Source organism: Thioalkalivibrio thiocyanodenitrificans ARhD 1, from assembly GCF_000378965.1.
GTDB classification, from domain to species: Bacteria; Pseudomonadota; Gammaproteobacteria; order Ectothiorhodospirales; family Ectothiorhodospiraceae; genus Thioalkalivibrio_A; species Thioalkalivibrio_A thiocyanodenitrificans.
Genome location: NZ_KB900536.1, coordinates 1031545 through 1057307, shown reverse-complemented (window position 1 = coordinate 1057307; position 25763 = coordinate 1031545). Strand labels below are relative to the sequence as shown.

Genomic DNA, 25763 nt, shown 5'->3' with positions numbered 1-25763 from the left:
CTGTGCCCGGCCCGGCGGATGGGTGAAGCCCTTTCAGAGAGCAAGACTATGGTTTCCCAACACGTCAGTGGACAGGCGGCAGACACGGAGGCCGCGGCACGAGTCGCCGAAGTGGTTGCCCGGGCCCGGGCTGCCCAGCGCCTGTTCGAACAGTTCGATCAGGTCCGGGTGGACGAGGCGGTCACCGGCATCGCCTGGGCGCTCATGCAGCCCGATCGCAACCGCGAGCTTTCGGAGCTGGCGGTCAAGGTGACCGGGCTTGGCAATGTTCGGGACAAGATGATCAAGAACGAGCGCAAGACCAAGGGTCTGTTGCGTGATCTCAAGGGACGGAAGACGGTGGGCGTAATCCGCGAGCTGCCCGAACTCGGACTGGTGGAGATTGCCCGTCCGGTCGGAGTGGTGGGCGCGGTGGTGCCATCCACGAATCCGGCCGCGACGCCGGCCAACAAGGTCATCAATGCCCTCAAGTGCCGTAATGCGGTGATCCTTTCGCCGTCGCCCAAGGGGGCGGAGGTGTGCGCCCGGCTCGTGGGTTACATGCACGAGGAACTCGACCGCGTGGGCGCGCCAAGGGACCTGGTGCAGTACCTGCCGACGCCGGTCACCAAGGAGATGACGCTGGAGCTGATGCGCCAGGTGGATCTGGTCCTGGTCACCGGTTCCCAGAACAACGTGCGTGCCGCATACGCCAGCGGCACGCCGGCGATCGGCGTGGGCACCGGCAATGTGCCGGTCATTGTCGATGCCTCGGCGGATCTGGACGATGCGGCGGCCAGGATCGCGGCATCCAAGACCTTCGACAATGCCACCAGTTGTTCCTCCGAGAACAGCCTCGTGATCGTGGACGAGGTTTATGACGCGATGCTGGCCGCCATGGCCCGCCAGGGGGCGGTACTGCTGGATGCGCAGGAGAAGCAGCGCCTGCAGGAGAATCTGTGGCAGCAGGGTGCGTTGAATCGAAACCTGCTTGCCAGGAGCGCCGTGGAGATCGCGCGCGCCACGGGCATTGACCGTGCCACCGGGGACGATGTCCGCATCCTGATGGTGGAGGAGAGCGGGGTGGGGCGCGACCACCCGTTTTCGAGCGAGAAGCTGTCTCCAGTGCTCACCCTCTACCGTGCACGGGATTTTGATGCCGCCTTCGACCGGGTGCGCGAGATCCTCGAGCACCAGGGGGCTGGACATTCATGCGGCATTCATACCCGCGACGATGACCACGTCCGCCGTCTGGGCCTGGAGATGCCCGTATGCCGGGTCATCGTCAACCAGGCCCACGCCTTCGCGACCGGTGGAAGCTTCGACAACGGATTGCCGTTCTCTCTGTCCATGGGCTGCGGGACCTGGGGTGGAAATCCCATCTCCGAGAACCTGAATGTCAACCATTACATGAACATCACGCGCATCGCGAGGTCGATTCCCCCCGTGGAGCCGACGATGCAGGAACTGTTTGAACCGTACTGGAAGAAGTACGGCATCGACGCGGATTGACTGGCGGGCATCGCCCGGCGCGCTGCCGCATCCGTCATCACTGATTCCGGGATTCTGTCGAGGGTTCAGATCACCATGAGCACGATTCTCACACTCGCGGAAAAATGGGCCGGGAAGCGCGCGGACGAGCCGTTTCTCATCGGCCCCGAGACCTCCGAAACCGTCAGCTTCGAACAGTTGCGCCGCTACATCGACGTGATTGACAGGTATCTCTCCGCGGGCGGCGTCGGCAGGGGCGAGAAGGTAGCCTTTCTCATGGAGAACGGCCTCTGGTCCGCCATCCTGTTTCTTGGCGTGATGGCCAGCGGACGGATCATCGTGCCCCTGAACGCGGTATCCGGTGACGATCAGTTGCGCTACGTGCTGGATCACTCGGACAGCCGGCTCCTGTTCGTGACGGAGACCTACCGCGAGCGGGCGGAGGCCATCGTGGCGGGCATCGACCGCGCCATCACGCGGATTCCGACGCACCTGGAACAGGGGCCCCGGTGGCCCTGGCCGGCCGGCGAAGAGGCCGCCGGCGGCCGGCCCGAGCCGGAGGATACGGCGCTGCTGATCTACACGTCCGGCACCACGGGCCGCCCCAAGGGGGTGATGCTCAGTCACCGCAGTGTGATCGCCGGCGGGCGATACACCGTGGAGGCCCATTCCCTGACGGAGCGGGACCGGGCGCTGTGCGTGCTGCCCCTTTATCACATCAACGGCGAGATCGTGACGGTCATCGCGCCGCTGTTGAGCGGCGGCAGTCTGGTGATCCCTTACCGCTACAGCAGCAGTGCCTTCTGGACGTGGATCGAGCGCCATCAGTGCACCTGGTTCAGCGTGGTGCCCACCATCATCGCCTATGTGCTCGACAAGGCCGCGGAAACGGCGGATCACGTGAAGAACGGGGAAGGTTTCCGTCAGGTGCGCTTCGGCCGAAGCGCCTCGTCGGCACTGTCGCCCGAGATGCACAAGGCGTTCGAGGATTCCTTCGGCATCCGCATCGTGGAGACCATGGGCCTGACCGAGACCGCGGCGCAGATCCTGTCGAACCCGCTGCCGCCCGCCACCGGCAAGTACGGGTCGCCGGGCATCCCCTACGGGAACGAGGTCCGGGTGGTGGACAGCGAGGGCAACGAGATGCCGCGGGGCCAGGTGGGGGAGTTGGTGGTTCGCGGTGACAACGTCATGTCCGGGTACTACAAGAACCCCGAGGCCACACGCAGCGCCCTTGGCGACGACGGCTGGTTGTACACCGGCGACCTGGGCTATCAGGACGAGGACGGTTACTTTTTCATCACCGGGCGTATCAAGGAACTGATCATCAAGGGGGGCGAGAACGTGGCTCCCCGGGAGATCGACGAGGTGCTGCTCCAGTACCCGGGCGTGCTCGAGGCCGCCGCCTTCGCCGTGCCCGATGACCGTTACGGTCAGGAGATCATGGCCTGTGTGGTGCCCAGCGACGGCGTGTCTCTCGAAGGGGAGACGCTGCGCGCGTATTGTGTGGACAAGCTGGGCCGGTACAAGGCGCCTTGTGAGATCGCCGTGGTACGCTGGGTGCCCAAGGGGCCGTCCGGAAAGATTCAGCGGTTGCGGATCCCGGATATCCTGGAGGAGATGCGCCATACGGCGCCTCCGGTAAGCACGAATATGAGCCGTGACTGAAGGAAAACGGCCGGGCGGTTGCGCACGGATTCCCCCGCATGCCCTCAGCGGCTGCCCACGGAATGCACGAGACGGAGTGAAACATGGCTGCCCCAGTTGAACGACTCGAAAGGATCCTGCTGGCAACGGACGGCACCGAGTACAGCCATCCCGCCGAGGCGGTCGCCGCCTGGCTGGCGAGAAACAGCGGCGCGGGGCTGACTGTCCTGCAGGCGGTGCTTGGTGCCACCGGGTACCCGGTGGTGGTGCCCCATGGCGAACACGCGGCCGTCAAGAACGCCCGCGATCACGTGGATGATCTGTGCCGGCGCATGGCGGGGCAGAATGTGTCCTGCGCATCGGTGGTGGAACCGGCGGCCGAACCGTTTCGCGCCATCACGGATCATGCCGCGAAATCCGAGGCCCAGTTGATCGTCATGGGGCGGCGCAACCGCAATGATCTCAGCCGCCTGATGATGGGCGACAGTACGGCGAAGGTGATCGGCCATGCCCCGTGCCCGGTCCTGGTGGCGCCCCGGGGTGCATCCGTCCCCTGGCATGGCATCGTGGTGGCCACCGACGGCTCGGATTTCAGCGAGCGGGCCGTGGCCTCGGCCGCCTGGTTTGCCCGGGCGTTCAGAATCCCCCTGCATGTACTGGCGGTCGTCACCGGCAGCAAGGACGATCCCGACGCCGGCACCGCCCGGGAGATCGCCGATCGTGCCAGGACCTCCCTCGCCGGACTGGACACCCTGGCGGACTGCGTCGTGGAAAGAGGGCGACCCCACCACGTGATCGTCTCGTACGCCAATCGGCAGGGGGCCGATCTGATCGTGGTCGGCAGCCACGGCCGTACGGGTATCGCGCGTCTGCTGGTGGGCAGTGTCTCCGAGCGTGTCGTGGGTCACTTCGACGGCGCGGTACTGGTGGTGAAGTAGCCGCACACGGCGGCGGGGCGCAGGATCCCGACACCCGCGGTCGATCACCGACGATGCAGGTCACATCCCGAGGTTTCCGGATTCATTTCCAGGTGCACGGTGCCGGAGCGCCGGTGCTGCTGCTGCACGAGTTCGGCGGGTCGGGCAGGAGCTGGCTTCCCTACCTGCGGGATTTCTCGCAACGGTACGCCCTGGTGGCGGTGGATGCCCTGGGCCATGGACGCAGCGATCGCCCCCACGAACAGGATGCCTATGAGACGCGTGGGCGGGTGGCGGATTTCACCGCGGTTCTGGATGCGCTGGGCATCGACCGGGCACATATCTGGGGCTATTCCATGGGCGGGCGGAATGCCTGGGCCATGCTGGCCCATGCGCCCGAGCGGGTGGCCTCGCTGATTGTCGGCGGCGCCGGGCCGCCCCTGCCGGGTGATGACGACGGGCCCGATTATCTCGAGGCCCGGGCCGGAGCCCTGAGCCGCGGCGACTGGCAGGGCTTCTGGCGGGTGCTGACACCGGACGGCGCCGAGGAAGGGCCCGGGGTGCGGGTGTTTCGCGAACGCTTCGAGCGCAACAATGACCCGGCGGCGCTCGCCGCGGTGTCATTGGCGCTTCGGGAATGGCCGGCATTGCCCCCGATGGCGCGAATGCCGCCTTCCTGTCATTACGCAGGGGCACAGGACGGCTTTCTGAGGCGGGTTCAGGCCGGCGCGGCCGCCCTCGGCGGTGCAATGCATGTGATCGAAGGGGTGGGCCACGAGGTCCATTTCAAGGCTGACCGGGCGGTGGCGGCCATCGTGCGGACTCATCTGGAGCGCGTGGGTCTTCAGCCGTAAGCCATGTCCGGCGGCCCCGGCTCGCGCTCGCCCGGGCCGTTCAGGCGCCCTGCGTGCCCTGCGGCTTGTAGTCGTGTGCCCGGTGCGGGCACAGGAACTCGGACAGGCACCCGAAGCAGCAGCAGACCAGGTCGGTTGCCCTGGCCAGCAACAGGGCCAGGGGGTGGTGAATCTCGACCCGGACGTCGTTGCCATCCCGGGTCACCTGTACCGGTTCCAGGGAAGCGATCGCTGCCAGTTCCGCCGCCTGGTCGCGGGCTGCGGACTCGTCGGGGGCGGGAAAACGAAAGCTCAGGCGGGACATCGGCGCATTCTCCGGACAGGTCTATACGGCAATCGGTTTGTTGCAGTGCAATATACCGGAAATGCTGCACTGCGGCAAGATCTTGCCGCGCCGCCGAGGTCTTCCGCCCGTAGGAGCCCGGTCCTCCGGGCGATCGGGGTTTGGGTTGGGCAGGATCGCCCGGAGGACCGGGCTCCTACGCTGTGTCCGGCAGGCGCCCGGGGGGCTTCACGCAGCTAGATGAGGCCATCCAGCGGTATGACGTCCACTTCGGTACCTTCCTCCACGTCCCCCGCCTCCAGGGGGATGACGATCAACGCGTTTGCGCGGCTCATGGAACTGAGCACGTGGGAGCCCTGCAGGCCGGTTGTCCCCACCACCGGGCGGCCCGACTCGTCCCGGGAGAGGATGCCGCGCTGATAGTCCGTGCGCCCGGGGGTCTTGCGCAGGCGGTTCAGACACCTGGCGCGCAGTGTCAGCGGTTCTCGGGGTTCCGCACCCATGAGCCGCTGGAGAGAGGGGCGCACGAACAGGATGAAGGTGGCCATGGTGGAAACCGGGTTGCCGGGCAGACCGAAGAACAGGGCATTGCCCAGGCGGCCGAAGGCCAGCGGGCGTCCCGGCTTCATGGCGATCTTCCAGAAATCGATGCGCCCCAGGGATTCCAGGGTCTGCTTGACATAATCGGCGTCGCCCACGGAGACGCCGCCGGTGGTGATGACCATGTCCGAGGTGTCCATGGCGTCCCTGAAGGCCTGCAGGATGGCTTGGGGCTCGTCAGGGATGACGCCCATGTCCCGGATCTCCACGCTCAGCCGCCGCAGCAGGGCATGGAGGGTGTGCCGGTTGCTGTCGTAGATCTGCCCGGACGCCAGCACCTCGCCGATGCCGCGCAGTTCGTCGCCGGTGGAAAAATAGGTCACCACGGGTCGCCGGCGCACGTCCACCTCGGCGATCCCCTGGGAGGCCAGCAGGCCGATGTCGGCGGCATTGATCGCGCGACCCGCGCCCAGCAGCACGTCGCCCCGGCACACATCCTGGCCCGGCAGCCGCACGTTCTCACCCGCTCCTGTGCCGGGCGCCAGGACGATCACGTCGCCGTCGATCTCCACCCGTTCCTGCATCACCACCGAGTCGGCCCCGTCCGGCATGACAGCGCCCGTCATGATGCGTATGCATTCACCGGCGCCCAGTGTGCCGGAGAACGGGTGGCCCGCGAGGGACTGCCCCGTCAGCTTCAGCCGGGTCCCGCCTTCGGGATCGAGATCCCGGCCGGCGAAGGCATAACCGTCCATGGCCGAGTTGCGCTCCGGCGGCACGTCCATGGCCGCGTGCACATCACGGGCGAGCACACGGTCCAGGGCATCGCGCAGGCCGACCCGCTCGATGCCTCTCGCGGGTTCGGTCAGTGCGTGTATGTTTGCCAGCGCCTGCTCCACGGTCTGGGCGGCGGGGTCGAATTCATCCATGCAGGTGGTGGTCTGTGTTCGGGTCATGAGGCATGCCGTTTCATTTATTCGGGGTGTCAGCGGTGGTTGCGCTGCCATTGTAGGACAAATTCCGTGATGGTCCCGAGATCGTTGAGATCCAGCAATACGCGGTCGCAGGGACGCCCCGGGGGCGCGTCACTGGCCACGGCGACGATGTCCGGATCGTCCGGGAACAACAGCGGTTTGCCGAGGCTCGGGCGGTGCAATTCGATCTTGGGAATCCGTGCCTCCTTGAAACCCTCCACCAGCACAAGGTCCGCGCGGCTGGCGTCCAGCCGTGCCAGAAGCTCCGGGAGCCCGGGTTCCGCGGGAGGGTTGAGCTCGGTCATCAGGGCCATGCGCCGGCTCGAGGCAATGAGCATCTGGCTCGCGCCGGCCTTGCGCAGCTCGTAACTGTCCTTGCCCGGCTTGTCCACGTCGAACGCGTGGTGGGCGTGTTTGACCATGGCGATGCGCAGGCCCCGTTCACGAAGCCGCGGAATCAGCTGCGTCAGCAGGGTGGTCTTGCCGGTGCCGCTCCAGGCGGCAAAGCCCAGGACGGGCAGCATGAAGGACAGGGTATCGACGTGATCGGTATTCATTCACGCAGTATATCGTCGCACAGCCTTGCGGATCGGCGAACAATCGACACAAAGCTGCGCTTGATCAATATCATTCATTTAACTGTGGATATGGCTAGAATGGCCGGTGCAAACCGAATATAAAAAATCACTCAGAGGTTGATCATGATACCCATGACACGCCGTTTCACTCTCGCCGCAATGGCGGGGCTGCTGCTCGCCGGCCTGACTGTGGGCCCCGTTCAGGCCAAGGATCCCCTGTGGGCCGCCCTTGCGGAAGGGGGCAAGGTCGCGATGGTGCGCCACACCGAGTCCGAGGAGGCGGAACCGGAACGTTCCCTGCACCTGAGCGATGGCGATTGCAGTGAAGAGCAGAATCTCAGCGACGAGGGCAGGGCGCAGGCCAGGGCTCTGGGAGACGCCATCCGGCAGCACGGGGTGCAGGTGGCAGAGGTGCTGACCAGCGAATTCTGCCGGGCGCGCGAGACCGCGGAACTGGGCTTTGGCGGGGCCGAGGGCTGGAATGCGCTGAACCTGCTCAATGCTCTTCCCGTGGACGACGCGGATTTCCTCCTGGAGGACGTGCGTGATCGTATCGGCGATTTCCGCGGCCCGGGCAATCTGTTCCTGATGACCCATCGTCCGAACATCAACACCATCACCTTCCAGAACGTGGAGGCAGGCAGCCTCGTGATCCTGCAGCCCGATGGCACCGGCGGGTTCGACGTGTTGGGCGAGATCCCGCTGGAGTCGTATTACTGATTGGCATTCATTCGCGGGCTGATTCCTTTCTGACCGGTAACACCCCGCTTCCCTGCGGCAAGATGCTGGACAATATTTCAAGAGTTCTTGTAGTATTGAAATATGGATCAGACAACAGCCATCGGGATGTTCGAATCCCTGTCCTCGCCGGTGCGGCTGGACGTCTACCGGCTGCTGGTGCGACGAGGACCGGAGGGCATGGTGGCGGGCGACATATCGGCCGCCCTGGACCTGCCGCCCACCAATCTCTCCTTCCATCTCAAGACCCTGACCCGCGCGGGCCTGCTGTCGGTGACCCAGGAGGGCCGCTACCAGCGCTACCGGGCCAACATTCCCCTGATGGCCGAGCTGATCGCCTATCTCACGGAGGAGTGCTGCGCCGGGCACCCGGAGCTGTGCGTGAATGTCTCCGCCCTCTCCGGATGCGTCGACGCCGACTCCGATCTGCCTGCCACCCGCCGCGAGCCCTGAACCATGAACATCCTGATCCTGTGCACCGGCAACTCCTGCCGTTCCATCCTCGCCGAAGCGGTGTTCAACCACCTGGCGCCGCCGGGCTGGCGGGCCATGAGCGCCGGCAGCAAGCCGACCGGATTCGTCCATCCGCGCAGCCTGGCCCTGCTGCAACGGGAGGGCATCTCCACCGAAGGCCTGCACAGCAAGTCCTGGGACAACCTCCCCGAGCCCCCCGACGTGGTCATCACCGTGTGCGCCAGTGCCGCCGGCGAGAGCTGCCCCGCGTATCTGGGATCGGCTATTCGTGCCCACTGGGGGGTGGAGGATCCCGCCAGGGCTACGGGCAGCGAGGCCGAGATCGAGGCGGCCTTCGAGCAGGCTTACCGGATCCTGCGCCGGTGCATCGAGGCCCTGCTGGCACTGTCCCTGGATGAGCTCGAACGGGATCCGCAACGTCTGCTATCGGAACTGGACCGTATCGGCGGGCCTGGCGCATGAGCAGTCCATGGCATAGCAAGGGTCGGGGCCGTTCGTGAATCGGAATGCTTCCAGCGATACGGTGCCCGTCAGCGAGGGCATGGGCTTCTTCGAGCGCTACCTGACCGTGTGGGTGGCCCTGTGCATCATCGCCGGTGTGGCCCTCGGCCAGTGGCTGCCCGTGGTCCCGGAAACGCTGGCGCGCTGGGAATACGCCTCGGTGTCGATCCCGGTGGCGATCCTCATCTGGGCCATGATCTATCCCATGATGGTGCAGATCGACTTCTCCGCCATACTGGGGGTACGCCGTGAGCCCAAGGGGCTCGGCGTCACCACCACGGTCAACTGGCTGATCAAGCCCTTCACCATGTTCGCCCTCGCCTGGTTTTTCCTCCTGGTGGTGTTCGCACCGTGGATCCCCGAGGACCTGGGCCGCGAGTACCTGGCCGGCGCCATCCTGCTGGGCGCGGCGCCCTGCACCGCCATGGTGTTCGTGTGGAGCTACCTCACCCGGGGGGACGCCGCGTACACGCTGGTGCAGGTGGCGGTGAACGATCTCATCATGCTCGTGGCCTTCGCGCCCATCGTCGTGTTGCTGCTGGGGGTGTCCAACATTGTCGTGCCCTGGGAGACGGTGGCGCTGTCCGTGCTGCTCTACATCGTCATCCCGTTCTCGGCCGGCTATCTCACGCGGGTTCTGCTCATCCGGCGCAAGGGCATCGAGTGGTTCGACAACGTGTTCATGAAGCGCCTGGCGCCGGTGACGCCCATCGGGTTGCTGATCACGCTCGTGCTGCTGTTCGCGTTCCAGGGCGAGACCATCCTGAACAACCCGTTCCACATCCTGCTGATCGCGGTGCCGCTCACCATCCAGACGTTCCTGATCTTCTACATCGCCTATCGCTGGGCGAAGGCGTGGAAGGTGCGCCACGCGGTGGCGGCGCCCGGTGCCATGATCGGCGCCAGCAACTTCTTCGAGCTGGCCGTGGCGGCGGCGATCGCCATGTTCGGACTGCAGTCCGGGGCGGCGCTCGCCACGGTGGTGGGTGTGCTGGTGGAGGTGCCGCTGATGCTGGCCCTGGTGCGCATCGCCAACCGCACCCGGCACTGGTTCCCGGCGCAGGAGGCGCCGCATCCCGCGTGAACGCGATCAGCCTCAGCGCCCCGGCGCGGGACTGGCTGCTGGACCGGGGTGGTGAAGTGACGCTGCGCGGCTCACCGCGCCATGGCTGCTGCGGAGGTCACGCAGCGGTGCCGGTGGCCGAGGCGGGTGCGCCCCGCAGCCGCAAAAGGTACGCTGCGCAGGAGGTGGACGGTGTATGCGTGCATGTGGAACGTGGACTGCACGACGGATCCTGCCGAATCGACCTGGAGGGTTTCCTGTCCCTGCACCGCCTGACGGTGGAAGGCGCGGTGGATCGCTGGACGAACAGGCCATGAATCGCATCCGGGAATCGGGAGTCACACATGTTTGAGCATATCCTGGTGGCCGTGGATTTCTCTCCCGCCTGGCAGCGCCTGGAGGCACAGTTGGAGCGTGTGAAGGCCCTGGGCTGCCACCGGCTGACACTGGTACACGTGATCGCCTCCGGTTACACCCAGGCGCCGGAGGTGAGCCATCGCACGCATTACGAGCAACGGCTTGGCAAAGTCGCGGATTCGCTTCGGGCACGGGGTTTTCAGGTCGACACCGAAGTGTGTGTCGGGCTGGTGGCCGCTGAACTGGGACGCGTGGCCCGGGAGCGGGAGGCCGGCGTCATCCTGGCCGGAAGCCACGGCCACAGCACGCTGAGGGATCTCCTGCTGGGCAGCACCGTTCTCGACCTGGCCCGCCGGATCGAGCGCCCCCTGCTGCTGGCGCCCACGGACGAGACCGCCGTGTTGCCGGAGAAGGCGGTGTGTCGCCCCCTGCTGGCCACCGACGGTTCCGCCGCAGCCGCCGGTGCCGAGGCCGTGTTCCTGAGACTGCTGCGCCAGTGTGAGCCCGGGGTGGTCGTGTCCGTGGGTCGATGGGAAGGCCGACCGGAATTCGAGGACCAGCATCGCCGTGTTGAAGCCCATGTGGCTGCATTGGGCGAGCAGGCACCGGCCGACGGGTTCGAGACGGTACTGCTTGGCAAGGGCAGGCCCGCCGAGCAGATCGCACGGGTGGCGGAAGAGAAGGATGCGGACCTCATCATTATCGGCCGGCGCGGCCACAATCCCATGACCGACCTGCTGCTGGGCAGTACCGCAGAGGCGGTGTGTCACGGCGCGCGCCGGCTGGTGCTGCTGGTGCCGGAGCGCGTGTCAGGATGACGGAGCCATTGCCTGATTCTCTTGCGGAGACGCGCAGGCGCGGAGAAAACAGCAAACTCCGGAATCACCCATTGTCCCCGTGAGAACAGGCGGTTTTCGGGGGCTTCGAAGGGCAACAAGTGTCGTAGGTTGGGGTGAGCAACGTGAACCCCAACCTACGACTCCTGTGCCCGGTCGGGCTCGGTGTGATTGGTCAGTGGGCGGGTGCGGTTGTGCCCCGCGCAATCTCCTCGGCGGTGGCCTGACGCACGGATACGACCTCCACGTTTACCCGCAAGGTTCGACCCGCCAGGGGGTGATTGCCGTCGAGCACGGCACCCCGGTCGGTGAGCCGTACGACGCGCAATTGAAAGGCGCCCTGGTCACTGCAGGTGTACAGGGGTTTCCCGGGTGTCAGCGGAGTGTCGGCGGGCAGGTTCTCGCGCATGGCCTCGAACACCAGCTCCGGCCGGTATGCACCGAAGGCCAGCACCGGGGGAATGGTGACCTCGCCCGAGAATCCCTCGGCCGCCCCTTGCAGTGCCCGGGACAGCCCCGGGATGGCACTGTCCTCGAATCCGTGCAGGTAGGTGAAGGAGGATTCACCGGGGAGCCCGGACTCTTCACCCAGCGGGGCGCCGGTGTCATGGTCGCGGACTCGGCATTTCACCGTGACCCGGTGTCCCCTGGAGATCGTGGGTGGCATGTTCATGATCAACCCCCCTTGCGGGTGCGGTCCGCCGGTTACCCGGACTCATTCCCGGCCGGGCTTCTTTGGCCGGGGCGGCGTCAGCGGTTGCAGGCCCATGGCTGATGTCCGGCAATCGGCGCACACGGCCAGGTGACTGGCATCCAGTCCGTGGGACTGAAGCGCCGTGATCATGGCGGCGAGTTCACTGCCTGCCATGAAGGGCCTGCTGCAACGGCCGCATGTGGCTGTATCACCGCTGTCCGCAGCCGGTTTCGGCGCGGGGTTGTCGGGGATGTCCCGGGGTGGGGTCTCGATATCGCCTGCGGCAGGCTCGGGCAGCACACGGTGCAGGCTGTCCAGTGCCTCGAGCGTCACGGCGACGAGTGAACTGTACACGGGGGGCAGCGCGTACCGTGCTTCCGCGCACCGGCATTGCCGGATGAGCACGGGAAGCCAGGTCAGCAGGTGGTTGCGGATGAAGCCGTGGGCATCCTTGAGTGCCTCGTCCGGCGTATCGCTTTCGCTGGACCAGGCCATCAGGTAGCCGAGGAATTGCAGTTGAAGGGCCAGGTGATCGGGTAGGTCGCGAAACTCCGCATCCCTGGCCAGGGCGTAGCGCTCGTATATCTCCTCCATCTCGAGGACGCTGTTGCCCAAGATGCCGCCGTCCAGGTACATGCCCGCGTTCAGGCTCGCCGGTGTGGGCGGTGCGAGAAAGAGTTGGCTGTATGTGCGCAACAGGGCGTCGGAATCCGGATCGAGATCCCGCAAGGCCGATTCGAACCGCGCCAGGGCACCTTCACTCGCGAGGGACATCTGCCGATTGAGGTCACGCAGATCCGCGGTCAGATCGTCTCTCAGCCCCCTGCGAAACCGCGGATGCCGCGGAGGCAGAAATCCGTGACCGAGGCACAGGCAGGCTTCCGCCCATTCGGTCCATGCCGCCGGACCAGGCATGAGGAGGTGGTTCTGTGACATCGCCATGTGTCCGTACTCCATCCTGATGGTGCCCGTTTCAGAAAAGGACCCCGGGCGCGCAAGCCGCGCCGGGGCAGGGAGGAGGGGGCGTATGCAACACCCCGTGGAGGTTGGGGTCAGGCGCCTGTCGGCTGCGCATTCAGGCTGAGCTTCCACGAACCGTAGGCGTAGATCAGCAGTCCGACTCCGACGCCCAGGAACATCAGGGACCATTCGGTGAATGAAGGCGTGTAGGCGATGAAGTCTGGCATCCACGTGCCCTTCCAGAGGGGAACGATCTGCCCTCCGGTGACGTACAGGTAGCGGCTGATGAACATGGCGATCAGTACCAGGATCGCGCTCAGCACCTGCACGCCGGGACGTGACCGCAGGGAAGGCGTGAGCAGCAGCACCAGGGGCAGTGCCATGCCCAGCCACAACTCCACATGGAACATCCAGGTGCCTGCCTGATGCCACATCACCATGCTGATCTCGGGATTGTTGCTCCAAAGCCCAGTAATGACGCGGCCGACATGGAAAACCAGCACCACGCCCAGCACCAGTGCGAATGTGTTGGGGAGATGGCGCTCCATGAGGCCCTTGAGTTGCGCTCCCATGCGCGAAGTGTCCAGGCCGTGGGCGATGTAGGTGAACAGTGTCGCGAAGGCGATGCCCGACAGCGCTGCCGTGGCGAGGAAGTAAAGCGGCACGAACGATCCGTACCAGAAGGGACGCATGGCCATCATGCCGAATACCAGGCCGAGGGTCCCGGCGGCGGCGATCTCTGCGGCCAGGGTAATGACGCCGATTGAGCGGCTGCGTTGGCTTGTCCAGTCGCCTCTTTGCAGTGAGGTGCACTTGAGCACCATGAACACCAGGGCGACCGCATACCAGACGCCCATCCAGAACATGGGGGAGGTTACCTGCAAGTTCAGGGGCATGGCCCAGAGCATGCGAAAGGGGTGGCCCAGCTCAAAGGCCAGGGTGACAAAGGCACCGATCAGCAGACCGATGGCCAGCCACAGACTGCGTTTGGCGATGGGATAGAAGTCCTTCATCCCGAACACCAGCGCCAGCGAGGCCACCATTGCCAAGCCTGTCGACGAGAGCGCCAGGAAAAGATAGGCAATGATCGGCAGGCCCCAGACCACGCCGTCACTGCCGACGTTGAAGGCGGCGTGCCCCTGGGCGAATAGATTGAGTAGGCCGATCAGACCGACCCCGACCAGTATCAGGCCGGTAATGATGATCCCGATCGGCAGGCTGCCGGATTGCTGCTCCGGCAAGACGCTTTCTGCGCGTGCGCTCATAATCCTGAACTCCTCAGCGTGGCTGTTCGTTTATGCCTTGGGGGCGGGCCGGAAGGTCGGGATGCCGGCTCCGGTGCCCAGGTAGTAGACCTGCGGCCTGTTGCCCGTGTGGTCCAGAAGGCGTACCCCCTTGCGATCGGCAATGAGCTTGTTCACGTTGGAGGCCGGGTTGTCCAGATCGCCGAAGTAGCGTGCCTTGGGCGGGCAGGTGCGTACGCAGGCGGGCACGTACTCCACCAGTTCGGGATCATCCTCGTCCAGGTCTGGCGTGCCGGCCGGTGCCTGGCTCACCTTGTGGTAGCAGAAGGTGCACTTGGAGACCACGCCCTTTGGCTGGATGCCGATGCCACGGCGCCAGTCGACGTTCGGGTTCTGGTACGGCGGACTCCACTGCTGTCCGTCTGCGCCCGGGAACACGTCCTTGATGTTGGGCTCAAGCAGCGGCCGCTCGTCGGTATAGAAGCGCACACCGTACGGGCAGGCGATCATGCAGTACTTGCAGCCGATGCACTTGTTCCAGTCCACGAACACGATGCCCCCGGCCGCTTCGTCCTTGTAGGTGGCCCGGGTCGGGCAGACGTGTACGCAGGAGGGATTCTCGCACTGCATGCATGGCCTCGGCAGCCACTTCATCTGCGCGCTCGGGTACTCGCCTTCGTTGTAGTACAGCACGTCCTGCCAGTTTTCACCGGGCAGGGTGTTGTTCTCCATGCCGCAGGCCGTGGTGCAGGCCTGGCATCCGGTGCACTTGTCCAGGTCGATGACCATTCCCCACTTTGCCATGATTGAAGCTCCTCTCGATGTTCAGGGTCAGGCCCGTTCGACGGTGACTTTGCCGGTGTAATAGCAGGCAAGACCGGAGATGGGATCCGAGACGTTCGCGGTGATTTCGCTTGGATTTCCGGGGTGTGTGCTGCGCTCCTGGGCCGTGGCCCAGCGCCCCTGTGCCCAGTGGCCGTGCTCATAGGGGAGCACCACCGTGTCCGGGCGATTGGAAGCGGTGAAGCGGCAATACGCGTGGATCGATCCCAGATCGGAGGTGACCCTCACCAGGTCGCCGTTGCGGATGCCGCGTTCCCGCGCCGTCTTCGGATGGATCTCCATGTACACGGTCCGCCGCCCGCCTACCGAGGGCTGCTGCAAGGCGGTGGCGTGCGGAATGTTGCCGCTGCGGCCCTCGGCGGTCAGCGGGGTCTTGGGTGTGACGAAATGCAGATCGCGATCACCGCCGGTATGGCGCGGCTCGATCCACTGGGGGTATCCGACCCGTTCGTGGGGTACGCCGAGCCGGCTGTTGATGTAGTCCGCGTGGGCCTCCAGGAACGAGGCTTTCAGCTCGAATCGGCCGGAGGGCGTTCTGAGCAGTTTGTCCCTGACTTCCTCGGGCGTCATCCGGCGGTTGTAACCCTCGCCGTCCCACTCGTAGAACTCGCCGCGCACCTGCCGCCAGTGATAGGGCTTCCTGTACCAGACGCCTTTCTCCTTCCATGTCTCGAAGTCCATCACGCCGTTGTCGCCGGGGTTGTCGCGGAAACCCTCGGCCCGATGGCGCAGGCAGTTCTCCACATTGTCCAGCCTGCGGTAGAACTCCGCAGTGGGCCCGTTGATGCGCTTGCCGATCTCGATCAGCGTGTCGCCGAAGTGCTTGGTGTCGTAGATCGGATCGACGGCCGGCACCCGCAGGGCGGCCATGGGCCAGCCCTCGAAGGGATAGGTGGGTGCGTCCTGTAGGCGCTCCAGGTAGGTGTGATCTGGGAGCACCAGGTCGGCGAACATGGCCGTTTCGCCCGGGAACGGCGAGGTGTCGATCACGAAGATCTCGCTCAGCATCGTTTCCCAGTGGCTGGTGTCGGGTGCCGTCCACACGGGGTTCGTGTAGAAGAACATGGCCGTGTCCAGCTTGTAGGGGTCCCCGTTCACATGGTTGCGGGCAACCTCCTGCATCATGGTCCCGGACATGGGCCAGCGATCCGTGCGCGCCATGTCGATGCGCGGATGCTTACCGCGCATTTCCCGGGCGATGTCATCCATGTGGTCGTCCGAGTTGGCGGGAAGCGGTCCGTACGGGGAGCCCATCTGGTAGAACAGACCGCCTTCGGCGAACATCGCGCCGGACAGGGCATTCAGGGCGTGAATGGCCATTCCGTTGTACACGCCATTGGTATGCGCCGTGGGGCCGCGCTCCATGATCGCCATGGCCGGCCGGGTGGTGCCGAACTCCCGGGCAACGGTGACGATCTGTCGCGCAGGGACGCCGGTGACGCTCTCGGCCCAGCTCGGCGTACGGTCCTTGACTTCATCGTTCCACCAGCCGATCAGTCCCTGGGTCCACTTCTCCTCAAAGCTTCCCGGGGCAATGCGCTGGCCGGCACGGAAGCGGTTGCGGCCGTCGTGGAAGTCGCCAACGAAATCCCTGTCCCAGAGTCCTTCGGTGAGCATGACATGGGCGATGGCCAGGGCCAGGGCGCCGTCCGTTCCGGGCTTGACCATCAGGGCGCGATCGGCCGCCGCGAGGGTCGGGTTCATGCGCACGTCGATGGCGGTGACGCGCGTCATCGGACTCTTGCTGCGCATGTATCCCCACACCTGCATCAGATAGTTGTAGGGCCGGAATGCCTCCAGGAAGGAAGCGCCGAAGCACAGGATATAGTTCGTGTTCCTGTAATCGTAGGCGTTATAGGAGTTGTTGCCGTCGGTAGCCTGCTTTGCGCGCTTGGACCCTTCCGCGCACATGGAGGCATGACCGATGGCCGAGTTGGGGGTGCCGATCAGTTTGCCGAAATCCCCATAGAGGCCGGCATCCGAGGAACCCCAGCCGCGCCCGTAGAAGTGGGCGAACCGGTGTGCCTCGCCGTTCTCGCGCAGCCGGTTGATGCGCGCGGCCACCGTGTCCAGTGCCTCGTCCCAGGAGATTGGCACGAACCCCGGATCCTCGTTGCGCCCCTTGCGCGGGTTGGTGCGCTTCATGGGGCCCCGGAAGCGGTCCGGGTCGTACAGAAAGTACGTGCCCAGATGTCCCTTGGGGCAGAGCTTTCCGTTGGCGATGGGGTTGCCCTTGTCGCCGTAGATGGCATGTACGCGGCCGTTGGTGGTGTACACGTCGATGCCGCAGCGTGCCGGACACTGTGCGCAGATGTTCTTGGTCACCGTGGTCTCGCCGCGGATCGTGGCTCCGGCGGGTGCGGATGCCGTGGCTGCGGCGGTGAATCCGGTGAGTTTAGCCGCGGCTGCGCCGGCGACGCCCACGGTGCCGCTGACCTTCAGGAAGCGGCGACGGGTCATGAGTGCCTTCAAGACATTCATATGCTTTCTCTCTCCTGGGGTGGTTGTCGGTCGGCCGGGTGCTGCGATCGGCCAAAGTGGCGTTCGAACGTGGACGCCATCAATCCGTTGGATCTTTCGCAAGCGGGACATACGGGCAGGTCCGTGTCGTCCGGTACGAGCCCCCGGGCAACGAAACGTGTGTGGCATCGGACGCAGACACGCGTGTCATGACGGCTCAGGATGTGCGGCCGTACGGGCGTGGTGACGGTTTCGGGTCGCCGCAGCCGGAGCGCCTGTTGCGGACAGTTGCGTTCGCACTCGCCGCAGCCTGTGCAGGTGACCGGGTCGAACCGGGTGCCGCACTCGTCACCGTTCGTCCAGACACGCAACGCCCCGGTGGGACAGGTTGTCGCGCATACACCGTGGTGATGGCAGCGATCGGCGTCGATCTCCACCATCGTGAACAGGTCGGGGGGCAGGGTCCGCCGGCCGTTGGGGGACATGTCCTTCAGTTGCGCCAGGATGGCAGCGCGTTCCGCCGGATGGATTCGCATGGAACCGTCCGGGTCGACCGGATCGCCCACCCGGTCGTGCGCCGGATCGCCGCCCTGGGCGGCCACCGCCACCTGGCCCGCCAGCTGGCGCAGGAAGCCCCGGCGGTCCATGGGCCGGGCCATGGCCGGGTCGGGAATCTCCGGCGGCATGCGGGAAAGGGGCAGGGGGCGGGATTGATGGCGAATGTGCCGGTGTTCGGGCACCCCCATGGCGGCCAGCCAGCGGTTGACCTCCGCGACCTGTTCCATGGCCGGAGAGCGGCAGCCCCCGGCAGCGCAGTCCGTGCACCAGCCGCGATCCATGAGCACCACGGGACGCTCCGGCCTTGCCTTCACCAGGGCGAGGAGGCGGCTGCGGCTGAGGCCCCCGAGGCAGGGGACGCGCAACTCGCCGGGAAACTCCCCGGCACCGGGTACCTTCGCGCAGTCGACCATCAATGCGTCCCGCCCGTCGTCAGGGGCAGAGGTCTGAAAACCGGGGACTGACAGGGCATGGGTGGGGCAGACCGCGGCGCAGCGTCCGCACCGGATGCAACCGTCGGCCAGTTCGAGTCCCCCGGTTGTCACCTTCAACACGGATGCCGGACAGGCGCTTTCGCATGCGCGGCATCCGGTGCCGGGGAAGCGCAGGCCAAGGCAGGCAGACTGGTCTGCCCACGGTCCCCCGTGCGGGGAGAGACGCGCAAGCGATGAAACAGCGCTGACTTTGGCGGTGATCGCCATGGTCCTGGCGTCCTTATTCAGTGTGCATCGGTCGCCGCCTTGTCCTCTGTGCCGGGGCACCCGGATCTGGCATGCAACGTGTTGACTGAATACCCTGCACGGGGTGTGCCAATACAGGAAAACGCCGATAAACATGGGGTTGGAAAACATATGCCCCCTTGAGGGGGTTACCCACCGGTAACCTGCCGGCCGTTCTCAGCCGCCGGGTGTTACCCATGGGTAACACCCGGCGGTACCGGATCGCGACGGACCGGTTTATTGATCGGCCTCATGTCGTCCCGATGACTGCCGTGCCTAAACTGAACAGTCGGGCCTTCGGTCAATCAGGCCCCGGTGCGTTGCCCATGAAGCGAAGAACTCTATTGCGGGGACTGGCTGCCGGAATGGCGGGTGCCCTGGCGGGCGGCGCCGTCGCCGGTGCGCCCCCGTTGCGTATCGGCCTGACCCCGGTGTTTCTGGATGACCAGGCGGCCTTCCTTAACGACTGGCGGCATTACCTGGCGGTGCGGTTGGGACGCCCGGTGGCCTTCGTGCAACGGGCCAGCTACCGGGAGATCATCGAGCAGGTGGTGATGGGCGGCGTGGACATCGCCTGGGTCTGCGGCTACCCCTACGTCCAGCAGTTGAGCCGAATGCGCTTGCTGGCGGTGCCTCTGTACCACGGGCAGCCCCTGTACCGCTCCTACTTCATCGTGCCCGCCATCGACCGGATATCCGCATCGCTGGATGACCTGGACAATCAGATATTCGCCTTCTCGGATCCCAATTCCAATTCCGGCTACCTGTACACCCTCTATCAGCTGCATCAGCGCGGTAGCGTGCCCGAGCGCTTCTTCCGCAGGACGTTCTTCACCTGGTCCCATCGGCGGGTGGTGGAGGCCGTGGCCGTGGGCATGGCCAACGGAGGGGCGGTGGACGGTTACGTCTGGGATACCCTGGAACGGCTCCATCCGGAGATCACCGGGCAGACACGGGTGGTCAAGCAGTCCGGGCAATTCGGATTTCCGCCGTTCGTGGCCGCCGCCTCACTGTCGCAGGCCGAGTTCGACGCGGTGCAATCCGTGCTGATGGACATGGGCCGGGACGAGACGGGGACCCGCCTCCTGGAGAAACTCAACCTCGACGGTTTCGTGTCGGGCACCGCCCGGCTTTATGACGAGATCGCGCACATGGCCCGTGCGACGGGACGCCTGTAAACCATGATCCTTCGCAACCTCAGTTTCCGCTACAAGATCCCCCTGCGCGCGACGGTGCTGGTGCTCATTACCGCCGTGCTCATCACCGGCGCGATCCTGGCAAGGGAGTATGATCAGGTGCGTCGCGATCTGTTCGAGAATGCCGAGAGCATGGGGCGTCTCCTGTCCAATACCCTCGTCACACCGATGATTCACGATGATGTCTGGCGCGTTTACGAGACCATCAACTCGCCGCTGCAGGCGGGTCAGTCCACGCTGGGCGCCGAACTCATCATGGTGCTCGATCCGGACAGGCGGATATACGTGTCCACGCAACCCATGGACTACCCCATGCTCGTCGGGCTGGAGCGACTGGGCCCGGAGTACGCCAGGCTGGATACTGCATTGCAGGAGGGGGCGGAAAAGGGGCCCCGCGCCGTCGAGTTGTCCGAAGCCACCCACTTCTTCATGGTGGCGCCCATCGTGTTCGACGGTGTGCACCTGGGCATGCTCGTCCTGGAATATCCCAAATCCCTGTTCGTGCCCCGGTTCTTCAGTATCGTCTGGCGGGCGGGCCTGATCACGCTGCTGGTGCTGGTCCTGCTCCTGCCGCTGTCCTGGTACTGGGGCCGCCGCATGGCGGAACCGCTGGTGCAGCTGGCCGACTGCATGGGGCGCGTCGGCCCGGAGATCCCCTCCGAGGACGAGTGCCGCCTGTACGAATCCAGGGACGAGATCGGCCAGGCGGGTACCCAGTTGAAACGCATGCTCGCCGAGCTGCGCCAGAAGCAGGAACTGGAACGTGGTGTCATGGCGTCCGAGCGCCTGGCGGCCGTGGGGCGCCTGACCGCGGGGATCGCCCACGAGATCAACAACCCGCTCGGCGGCATGCTCAACGCCGTCAGTACCTATCGCCGCCATGGCGATCCGGACGCGGTCACGGAGCGCACCATATCGCTGCTGGAACGGGGATTGCGACAGATCAAGGAGACGGTGGGCGCGCTGCTCGTGGAGGCACGGCTGGAAAGCCATGCGCTCACGCCACAGGACATCCACGACATCCACACCCTCATCCTGCCGGACGCGCATGGCAAGTCACTGGAACTGGTCTGGGACAGCCGCGTCAGGGAACCGCTCGCGCTCCCCTCCACCCAGGTGCGCCAGATCATGCTCAACCTGCTGCTCAATGCCGTGCAGGCGAGTGAACCGGGCGGTCGGGTGATCTGCCGCCTGTGGCCCCGGGAACAGGGTCTGCATGTGGAGGTGGTCAATCACGGAGAACCCATCTCGCGCATGCAGATGACCCGCCTGTTTGAACCGTTCTCGGGGACGCCGGGCCGGGGCCATGGCCTCGGCCTGTGGGTCACCTACCAGTTGGTCCAGCAGATGGAAGGGCGTATCGAGGTGCAAAGCGGTGACGGGCGAACCGTATTCCGGGTGTCACTGCCGCTGCGCGTCTGGGAGGCCGCATGAGCGGCGGGATGCATCCGCGGCTGTGCCTTGTCGAGGATGATCCCATCATGGGGGAGTCCCTGTGCGACCGGTTCGCACTCGAGGGCTTTGAAGTGGACTGGTGCCGAGACCTGGCCGAGGCGCGCGCGGTCTTGCCGGACCACGCCCACGACGTGGTGATCAGCGACATCCGACTGCCGGACGGCGACGGTGATGCGCTGTTCGAGGAGTTGATGGCCGCGGGCAGCGTGACCTGTCCCTGGCTGTTCATTACCGGCTACGGCGCGGTGGACCGCGCGGTGGCCCTGCTCAAACGGGGCGCGGCCGATTACATCACCAAGCCCTTCGACCTGGATGCCCTGGTGGAAAAGCTCCACGGGCTCATCGTGCCGGCGGGCGATACCGTCCGCGGGCAGGGTGCCCGGCTGGGCGTTTCACCGGCCATGCGGCGTCTGGAGGCCCTCTTGCCGCGACTGGCGACCCAGGCGGGCACGGTGCTGATCACCGGCGAGTCCGGTGTCGGCAAGGAGGCCGTCGCGCGCGAACTGCATCGGCTGGATGCGCAGAATGCCTCGCAGCCTTTCGTGGCGGTGAACTGCGGCGGGCTCACCGAAACCCTTCTGGAGGCCGAACTCTTCGGTCATGAGAAGGGCGCATTCACCGGCGCGGTGCGTTCTCGTGCCGGGGTGTTCGAGCAGGCCGACGGCGGCACGCTCTTTCTGGACGAGATCGGCGACATGCCCCTGGTGATGCAGGTCAAGCTGTTGCGCGCCATCCAGGAACGACAGATCGTGCGCGTCGGCGGCGACGCCCCGGTGTCCGTGCGTCTGCGCCTGATATGCGCCACCCACCAGGACCTGTTGCAGATGGTCAGGGATGGCAGGTTCCGGGAGGATCTCTACTACCGCATCCACGTGATCCACCTGCGCATCCCGCCCCTTCGGGAACGTCCCGAAGACATTCCCTGGCTGGTGCGGCAGTTCCTGGAGGCGCATGCGCGTGAAAGCGGTGAGCCGCTCAAGCAATTGACGGCCGCCGCCGAGCAGGCATTGCTGCGTCATCCATGGCCCGGCAACATCCGGGAGCTCAAGCACGCCGTTGAACGGGCCTGGATCCTGAACCCCGGCCCGCTGCTTCAGGCGGAGGTCTTCTTCGACGAACCGCGGGAACCGGCGCAGGGCGCGTATCAGGACGCCGGCCGCCTGAGCCATTACCTGAAAACCTGCGAGGAGAGTTACATCCGCCGCGCCCTGGAGCTGCATGACGGCCACATCGGGCACACCGCCGCCAACCTGGGCATCAGCCGCAAGAACCTCTGGGAACGAATGAAGCGTCTGGGAATGTCGGATTAGTCAGTTGTCAGTTGTTGGAAACCCCTTTGACAGGCCCTCTACCGGAGTCAGGCTCCTGACAACTGACAACTGACAACTGACAACTGACAACTGACAACTGACAACTGACAACTGACTACTGGCCACGGACCACTGACTGATGTAAAGCCAGTTCCTCGGGTGTGTTGAGGTTCGCGAATCCCCCGGGGCAGTCGGAGAAATCCACCTCAACGTGTGTGTGATCCAGCATCCAGCGGCCCACGGCCAGGCGTCCGGCACGGATATCGGCGTCGAGTGCGGGGAGGAGATCCCGGTGCAGCAGGGCGAACAGAGGCTGGATGCGGTGGCCGTCGAAGGGCAGGGCGATCAGGGCATCGGTGCCTTGCAGTGCGCGCCACAGTCGGGCCACCAGGTCTTCCGGCAGTGTCGGGGCATCGCAGGGCACGCATTGCACCCAGTCCGTCGGCGCATGGCGCAGGGCTGCGGCCATGCCGGCCAGGGGCCCGGGATAATCGTCGTGATCGTCCGTGACCACCGGGTAGCCGAACGTGGTGTAGACCGGTTCGTTGCGGTTGGCGTTGATCACGAGCGTACGCACCTGGGGTGCGAGGGCGCGGAGCACGCGCCGCACCATGGGTTCCCCGCCGAGCGGCAGCAGTCCCTTGTCCCGGCCTCCCATGCGCGTCGCCCTGCCGCCGGCCAGCACGGCACCGGTGATTGCCCCGATTGAATGATTTGCCTGTGCCATGGTCAGAGAGGCTACATGAACGGGATGCTATGATAACTGGCATGGGTGAAACGCGACACGGATTCGCAGGCATGTTCCGCCTCCTGGTGTGGGGCTTCCTGTTCCTGCTGGGCGCCGGCCTTGCCCTGGGGGTCTCCGGTCAGGATGACCGGCGTACCGCGGTCCTGCTGGAAATCTCCGGAGCCATCGGGCCCGCCACCAGCGACTATGTCGTGCGCGGCATCCGGCAGGCGCGCGACGATGGTGCCGAGGTGGTGATCCTGCGCATGGATACCCCGGGTGGTCTCGACACGGCCATGCGCGAGATCATCAAGGAGATCCTCTCCTCGCCGGTACCCGTCGCCAGCTATGTATCACCCCCCGGATCCCGCGCCGCCAGCGCGGGTACCTATATCCTCTATGCCAGCCATATCGCCGCCATGGCTCCGGCCACCAATCTGGGCTCGGCCACGCCGGTGCAGATCGGCGGGGTGCCGGGCATGCCCGATGATCAGCAGGATCGGCCAGACAGATCCAGGGGGCAGGCGGACGAGAACGAAGCGTCCGACAACGGTGACGAGGCCGCCGCCGGCGAGGAAGATGCCGAGGAACGCGCGCAACCCCGCCGGGGCGCAGATGCCATGGAGCGCAAGGTCCTGGAGGACGCGGTGGCCTATATCCGCGGCCTCGCCGAGCGCCACGGCCGAAACGCCGACTGGGCCGAGGAGGCGGTGCGCGAGGCGGTGAACCTGACCGCCACCGAGGCGCTGGAGAAGAACGTCATCGATGTGGTGGCCGAGAGCGTGGCGGATCTGCTGGAGCAGATCCATGGACGCACCGTGAAGATGGAAGTGGGCGAACGTGTGCTGGACACGGAAAATCTGCAGGTGGTGGAGATCGAGCCGGACTGGCGCAGCCGGCTGCTGTCGGTGATCACCAACCCCAATATCGCCTACATCCTGATGATGGTGGGCATCTACGGCATCATCTTCGAGCTGGCCAACCCGGGCAACATCTTCCCTGGCGTGGTGGGAGTGATCTGCCTGGTGCTGGCCCTGTACGCCTTCCAGGTGCTGCCCATCAACTACGCCGGGCTTGCGCTCATCCTTCTGGGTATCGTATTGATGATTGCCGAGGCCTTCGCGCCCAGTTTCGGCATACTGGGCTTCGGCGGCATCGCCGCGTTCGTACTGGGATCGATCATTCTGATGGACGAAGCAACCCTGAATATCTCCATCCCGCTGATCGGCGGTGTCGCCCTGGTGTCAGCCGCGTTCTTTATCTGGATTCTGAGCCGGCTGTTTGGCATCCGGAGGCGAAAGGTGGTCACGGGCCAGGAGGAAATGATCGGTCTGGAAGGTACGGCCGTGGAGGATTTCGAGGGCAACAAGGGACGCGTCTGGCTGCACAGCGAGTCCTGGTCCGCCGAGTCTCCCGTTCCGGTCTACGGGGGAGATCCGGTGAAAGTGACCGGCATGAAGGGCCTGCGGCTCGAGGTGGAGCCGGTGGCTGAACAAACCGACACCAACAAAGGAGCTGCCACATGATCGCCTATCTGGTACCCGTGGCCCTGGTCGTGGGCCTCCTGGTCATGTCCATCCGGATCGTTCCGGAGTACGAGCGCGGCGTGGTCTTTTTCCTGGGCAGGTTCCAGTCCGTGAAAGGGCCCGGCCTGATCATCGTCATCCCGGGGATTCAACAGATGGTGCGGGTGGACCTGCGCATCATCACCCTGGACGTCCCCAGCCAGGACGTGATCTCCCAGGACAACGTGACCGTGCGCGTCAACGCGGTGCTCTACTTCCGCGTCATGGATTCCGCCAAGGCCATCATTCAGGTGGAGGACTACTACGCCGCCACCAGCCAACTGGCCCAGACCACTCTGCGTTCGGTCCTGGGCAAGCACGATTTGGACGAGATGCTTTCCGAGCGCGACAAGCTCAACGCCGATATCCAGGAGATCCTCGACAAGCAGACCGACGCCTGGGGCATCAAGGTGACCAACGTGGAGATCAAGCACGTGGATCTCAACGAAAGCATGATCCGCGCCATTGCACGTCAGGCCGAGGCCGAGCGTGAACGGCGCGCCAAGGTGATCCACGCGGAAGGCGAGCTGCAGGCCGCCGAAAAGCTGTCGGAGGCCGCCGAGATCATCGGACGTTATCCCGCCGCACTGCAGTTGCGTTACCTGCAGACCATGAACGACATGTCCACCAAGACCGGGTCGTCCACCCTGTTCTTCCCGCTGCCCATCGAGATGGGGGAGATTTTCAAGGCACTGACGAAAAGTGGGAAGTGAGAATTTGGAAACCAAGTCGGAAGTGGGAATTGGGATGTGAGAAGTCTTGTAGTTCCCACTTCCCAATTCCCACTTCGCCGTTCGTGT

The 25763-nt window shown here is 65.3% G+C and carries 25 protein-coding genes; 15 read left to right on the top strand and 10 right to left on the bottom strand.

Going from position 1 to position 25763, the window contains the following annotated elements; translation table 11 throughout:
• The first annotated feature begins 48 nt into the window (after window positions 1-48).
• From sauS to THITHI_RS19725, 4 genes are all read left to right on the top strand, one after another.
• Window positions 49-1491 carry an acylating sulfoacetaldehyde dehydrogenase gene (gene sauS / locus THITHI_RS20540; protein WP_051079915.1) on the top strand — a complete coding sequence of 481 codons (1443 nt, stop codon included), beginning with the start codon at window positions 49-51 and terminating at the stop codon, window positions 1489-1491.
• Window positions 1492-1566: 75 nt separating this feature from the next.
• A complete protein-coding gene (locus tag THITHI_RS20535; protein ID WP_018231962.1) occupies window positions 1567-3138 on the top strand; it encodes an AMP-binding protein in 1572 nt (523 codons plus the stop codon).
• 83 nt (window positions 3139-3221) lie between these two features.
• Entirely contained in the window at window positions 3222-4055 is an 834-nt protein-coding gene (locus THITHI_RS0104910; protein ID WP_018231961.1) for a universal stress protein, read from the top strand.
• A 53-nt stretch (window positions 4056-4108) separates the two neighbouring features.
• A complete protein-coding gene (locus THITHI_RS19725; protein ID WP_018231960.1) occupies window positions 4109-4888 on the top strand; it encodes an alpha/beta fold hydrolase in 780 nt (259 codons plus the stop codon).
• A gap of 40 nt (window positions 4889-4928) precedes the next feature.
• Here THITHI_RS19725 and THITHI_RS0104900 read toward each other — a convergent pair whose 3' ends face one another.
• From THITHI_RS0104900 to mobB, 3 genes are all read right to left on the bottom strand, one after another.
• Complete coding sequence (locus tag THITHI_RS0104900) at window positions 4929-5192, bottom strand: hypothetical protein (protein WP_018231959.1); 264 nt, start codon at window positions 5190-5192, stop codon at window positions 4929-4931.
• A 215-nt stretch (window positions 5193-5407) separates the two neighbouring features.
• Window positions 5408-6667: a molybdopterin molybdotransferase MoeA gene (gene moeA, locus THITHI_RS0104895; RefSeq protein WP_018231958.1), complete on the bottom strand. Its 1260-nt coding sequence runs from the start codon at window positions 6665-6667 to the stop codon at window positions 5408-5410.
• Between the two features lie 29 nt (window positions 6668-6696).
• The gene (gene mobB, locus THITHI_RS0104890) at window positions 6697-7242 is read right to left on the bottom strand and encodes a molybdopterin-guanine dinucleotide biosynthesis protein B (RefSeq protein WP_018231957.1); all 546 of its coding nucleotides are present in this window, start codon (window positions 7240-7242) and stop codon (window positions 6697-6699) included.
• Window positions 7243-7395: 153 nt separating this feature from the next.
• Here mobB and THITHI_RS0104885 point away from each other — a divergent pair, with 153 nt between their 5' ends.
• The 6 genes from THITHI_RS0104885 (at window position 7396) to THITHI_RS0104860 (ending at window position 11214) form a co-directional block, all read left to right on the top strand.
• A complete protein-coding gene (locus THITHI_RS0104885; RefSeq protein ID WP_156820599.1) occupies window positions 7396-7983 on the top strand; it encodes a histidine phosphatase family protein in 588 nt (195 codons plus the stop codon).
• A 102-nt stretch (window positions 7984-8085) separates the two neighbouring features.
• Window positions 8086-8454, top strand: a complete 369-nt coding sequence (locus THITHI_RS0104880; protein WP_018231955.1) for an ArsR/SmtB family transcription factor — start codon at window positions 8086-8088, stop codon at window positions 8452-8454.
• Window positions 8455-8457: 3 nt separating this feature from the next.
• The gene (locus THITHI_RS0104875) at window positions 8458-8937 is read left to right on the top strand and encodes an arsenate reductase ArsC (RefSeq protein ID WP_018231954.1); all 480 of its coding nucleotides are present in this window, start codon (window positions 8458-8460) and stop codon (window positions 8935-8937) included.
• A gap of 79 nt (window positions 8938-9016) precedes the next feature.
• A complete protein-coding gene (arsB, locus tag THITHI_RS0104870; protein ID WP_051079971.1) occupies window positions 9017-10060 on the top strand; it encodes an ACR3 family arsenite efflux transporter in 1044 nt (347 codons plus the stop codon).
• Window positions 10057-10356 carry a CC/Se motif family (seleno)protein gene (locus THITHI_RS0104865; protein WP_018231952.1) on the top strand — a complete coding sequence of 100 codons (300 nt, stop codon included), beginning with the start codon at window positions 10057-10059 and terminating at the stop codon, window positions 10354-10356. The genes arsB and THITHI_RS0104865 overlap by 4 nt, the downstream gene beginning before the upstream one ends.
• A gap of 27 nt (window positions 10357-10383) precedes the next feature.
• On the top strand, window positions 10384-11214 hold the full coding sequence (locus THITHI_RS0104860; RefSeq protein WP_018231951.1) for a universal stress protein: 831 nt from the start codon (window positions 10384-10386) through the stop codon (window positions 11212-11214).
• A 193-nt stretch (window positions 11215-11407) separates the two neighbouring features.
• On the opposite strand, the gene THITHI_RS0104855 is transcribed toward THITHI_RS0104860, so the two are convergent.
• From THITHI_RS0104855 to THITHI_RS0104830, 6 genes are all read right to left on the bottom strand, one after another.
• Complete coding sequence (locus tag THITHI_RS0104855) at window positions 11408-11905, bottom strand: FKBP-type peptidyl-prolyl cis-trans isomerase (RefSeq protein ID WP_232199383.1); 498 nt, start codon at window positions 11903-11905, stop codon at window positions 11408-11410.
• Window positions 11906-11947: 42 nt separating this feature from the next.
• A complete protein-coding gene (locus THITHI_RS18495) occupies window positions 11948-12868 on the bottom strand; it encodes a TorD/DmsD family molecular chaperone (protein WP_018231949.1) in 921 nt (306 codons plus the stop codon).
• Between the two features lie 110 nt (window positions 12869-12978).
• Window positions 12979-14151 (bottom strand): NrfD/PsrC family molybdoenzyme membrane anchor subunit, encoded by a 1173-nt coding sequence (gene nrfD / locus THITHI_RS0104845; protein WP_018231948.1) that lies wholly within the window; start codon window positions 14149-14151, stop codon window positions 12979-12981.
• Window positions 14152-14181: 30 nt separating this feature from the next.
• Window positions 14182-14934, bottom strand: coding sequence for a 4Fe-4S dicluster domain-containing protein (locus THITHI_RS0104840; RefSeq protein ID WP_332252107.1), 753 nt, complete (start codon window positions 14932-14934; stop codon window positions 14182-14184).
• A gap of 27 nt (window positions 14935-14961) precedes the next feature.
• Window positions 14962-17454 (bottom strand): molybdopterin-dependent oxidoreductase, encoded by a 2493-nt coding sequence (locus THITHI_RS0104835; RefSeq protein ID WP_018231946.1) that lies wholly within the window; start codon window positions 17452-17454, stop codon window positions 14962-14964.
• Window positions 17451-18692 (bottom strand): 4Fe-4S binding protein, encoded by a 1242-nt coding sequence (locus tag THITHI_RS0104830; protein WP_269646170.1) that lies wholly within the window; start codon window positions 18690-18692, stop codon window positions 17451-17453. Before THITHI_RS0104830 ends, THITHI_RS0104835 begins: the two co-directional genes overlap by 4 nt.
• Window positions 18693-19036: 344 nt before the next feature.
• Here THITHI_RS0104830 and THITHI_RS0104825 point away from each other — a divergent pair, with 344 nt between their 5' ends.
• From THITHI_RS0104825 to THITHI_RS0104815, 3 genes are read left to right on the top strand one after another with little or no spacing between them, the layout of a single operon-like run.
• Window positions 19037-19888: a substrate-binding domain-containing protein gene (locus THITHI_RS0104825; RefSeq protein WP_156820475.1), complete on the top strand. Its 852-nt coding sequence runs from the start codon at window positions 19037-19039 to the stop codon at window positions 19886-19888.
• Window positions 19889-19891: 3 nt separating this feature from the next.
• A complete protein-coding gene (locus THITHI_RS0104820; protein WP_018231943.1) occupies window positions 19892-21340 on the top strand; it encodes an ATP-binding protein in 1449 nt (482 codons plus the stop codon).
• Window positions 21337-22671, top strand: coding sequence for a sigma-54-dependent transcriptional regulator (locus THITHI_RS0104815; protein ID WP_033336905.1), 1335 nt, complete (start codon window positions 21337-21339; stop codon window positions 22669-22671). Before THITHI_RS0104820 ends, THITHI_RS0104815 begins: the two co-directional genes overlap by 4 nt.
• Window positions 22672-22786: 115 nt before the next feature.
• Here the strand turns inward: THITHI_RS0104815 and mobA are convergent, their stop codons facing one another.
• The gene (gene mobA, locus THITHI_RS0104810) at window positions 22787-23398 is read right to left on the bottom strand and encodes a molybdenum cofactor guanylyltransferase MobA (protein WP_018231941.1); all 612 of its coding nucleotides are present in this window, start codon (window positions 23396-23398) and stop codon (window positions 22787-22789) included.
• A gap of 71 nt (window positions 23399-23469) precedes the next feature.
• Between mobA and THITHI_RS0104805 the strand changes: the two genes are divergently transcribed.
• Together THITHI_RS0104805 and THITHI_RS0104800 are read left to right on the top strand one after the other, a co-directional pair.
• On the top strand, window positions 23470-24924 hold the full coding sequence (locus THITHI_RS0104805) for an NfeD family protein (RefSeq protein WP_156820474.1): 1455 nt from the start codon (window positions 23470-23472) through the stop codon (window positions 24922-24924).
• Complete coding sequence (locus THITHI_RS0104800; RefSeq protein ID WP_018231939.1) at window positions 24921-25676, top strand: slipin family protein; 756 nt, start codon at window positions 24921-24923, stop codon at window positions 25674-25676. Before THITHI_RS0104805 ends, THITHI_RS0104800 begins: the two co-directional genes overlap by 4 nt.
• Window positions 25677-25763: the final 87 nt, after the last annotated feature.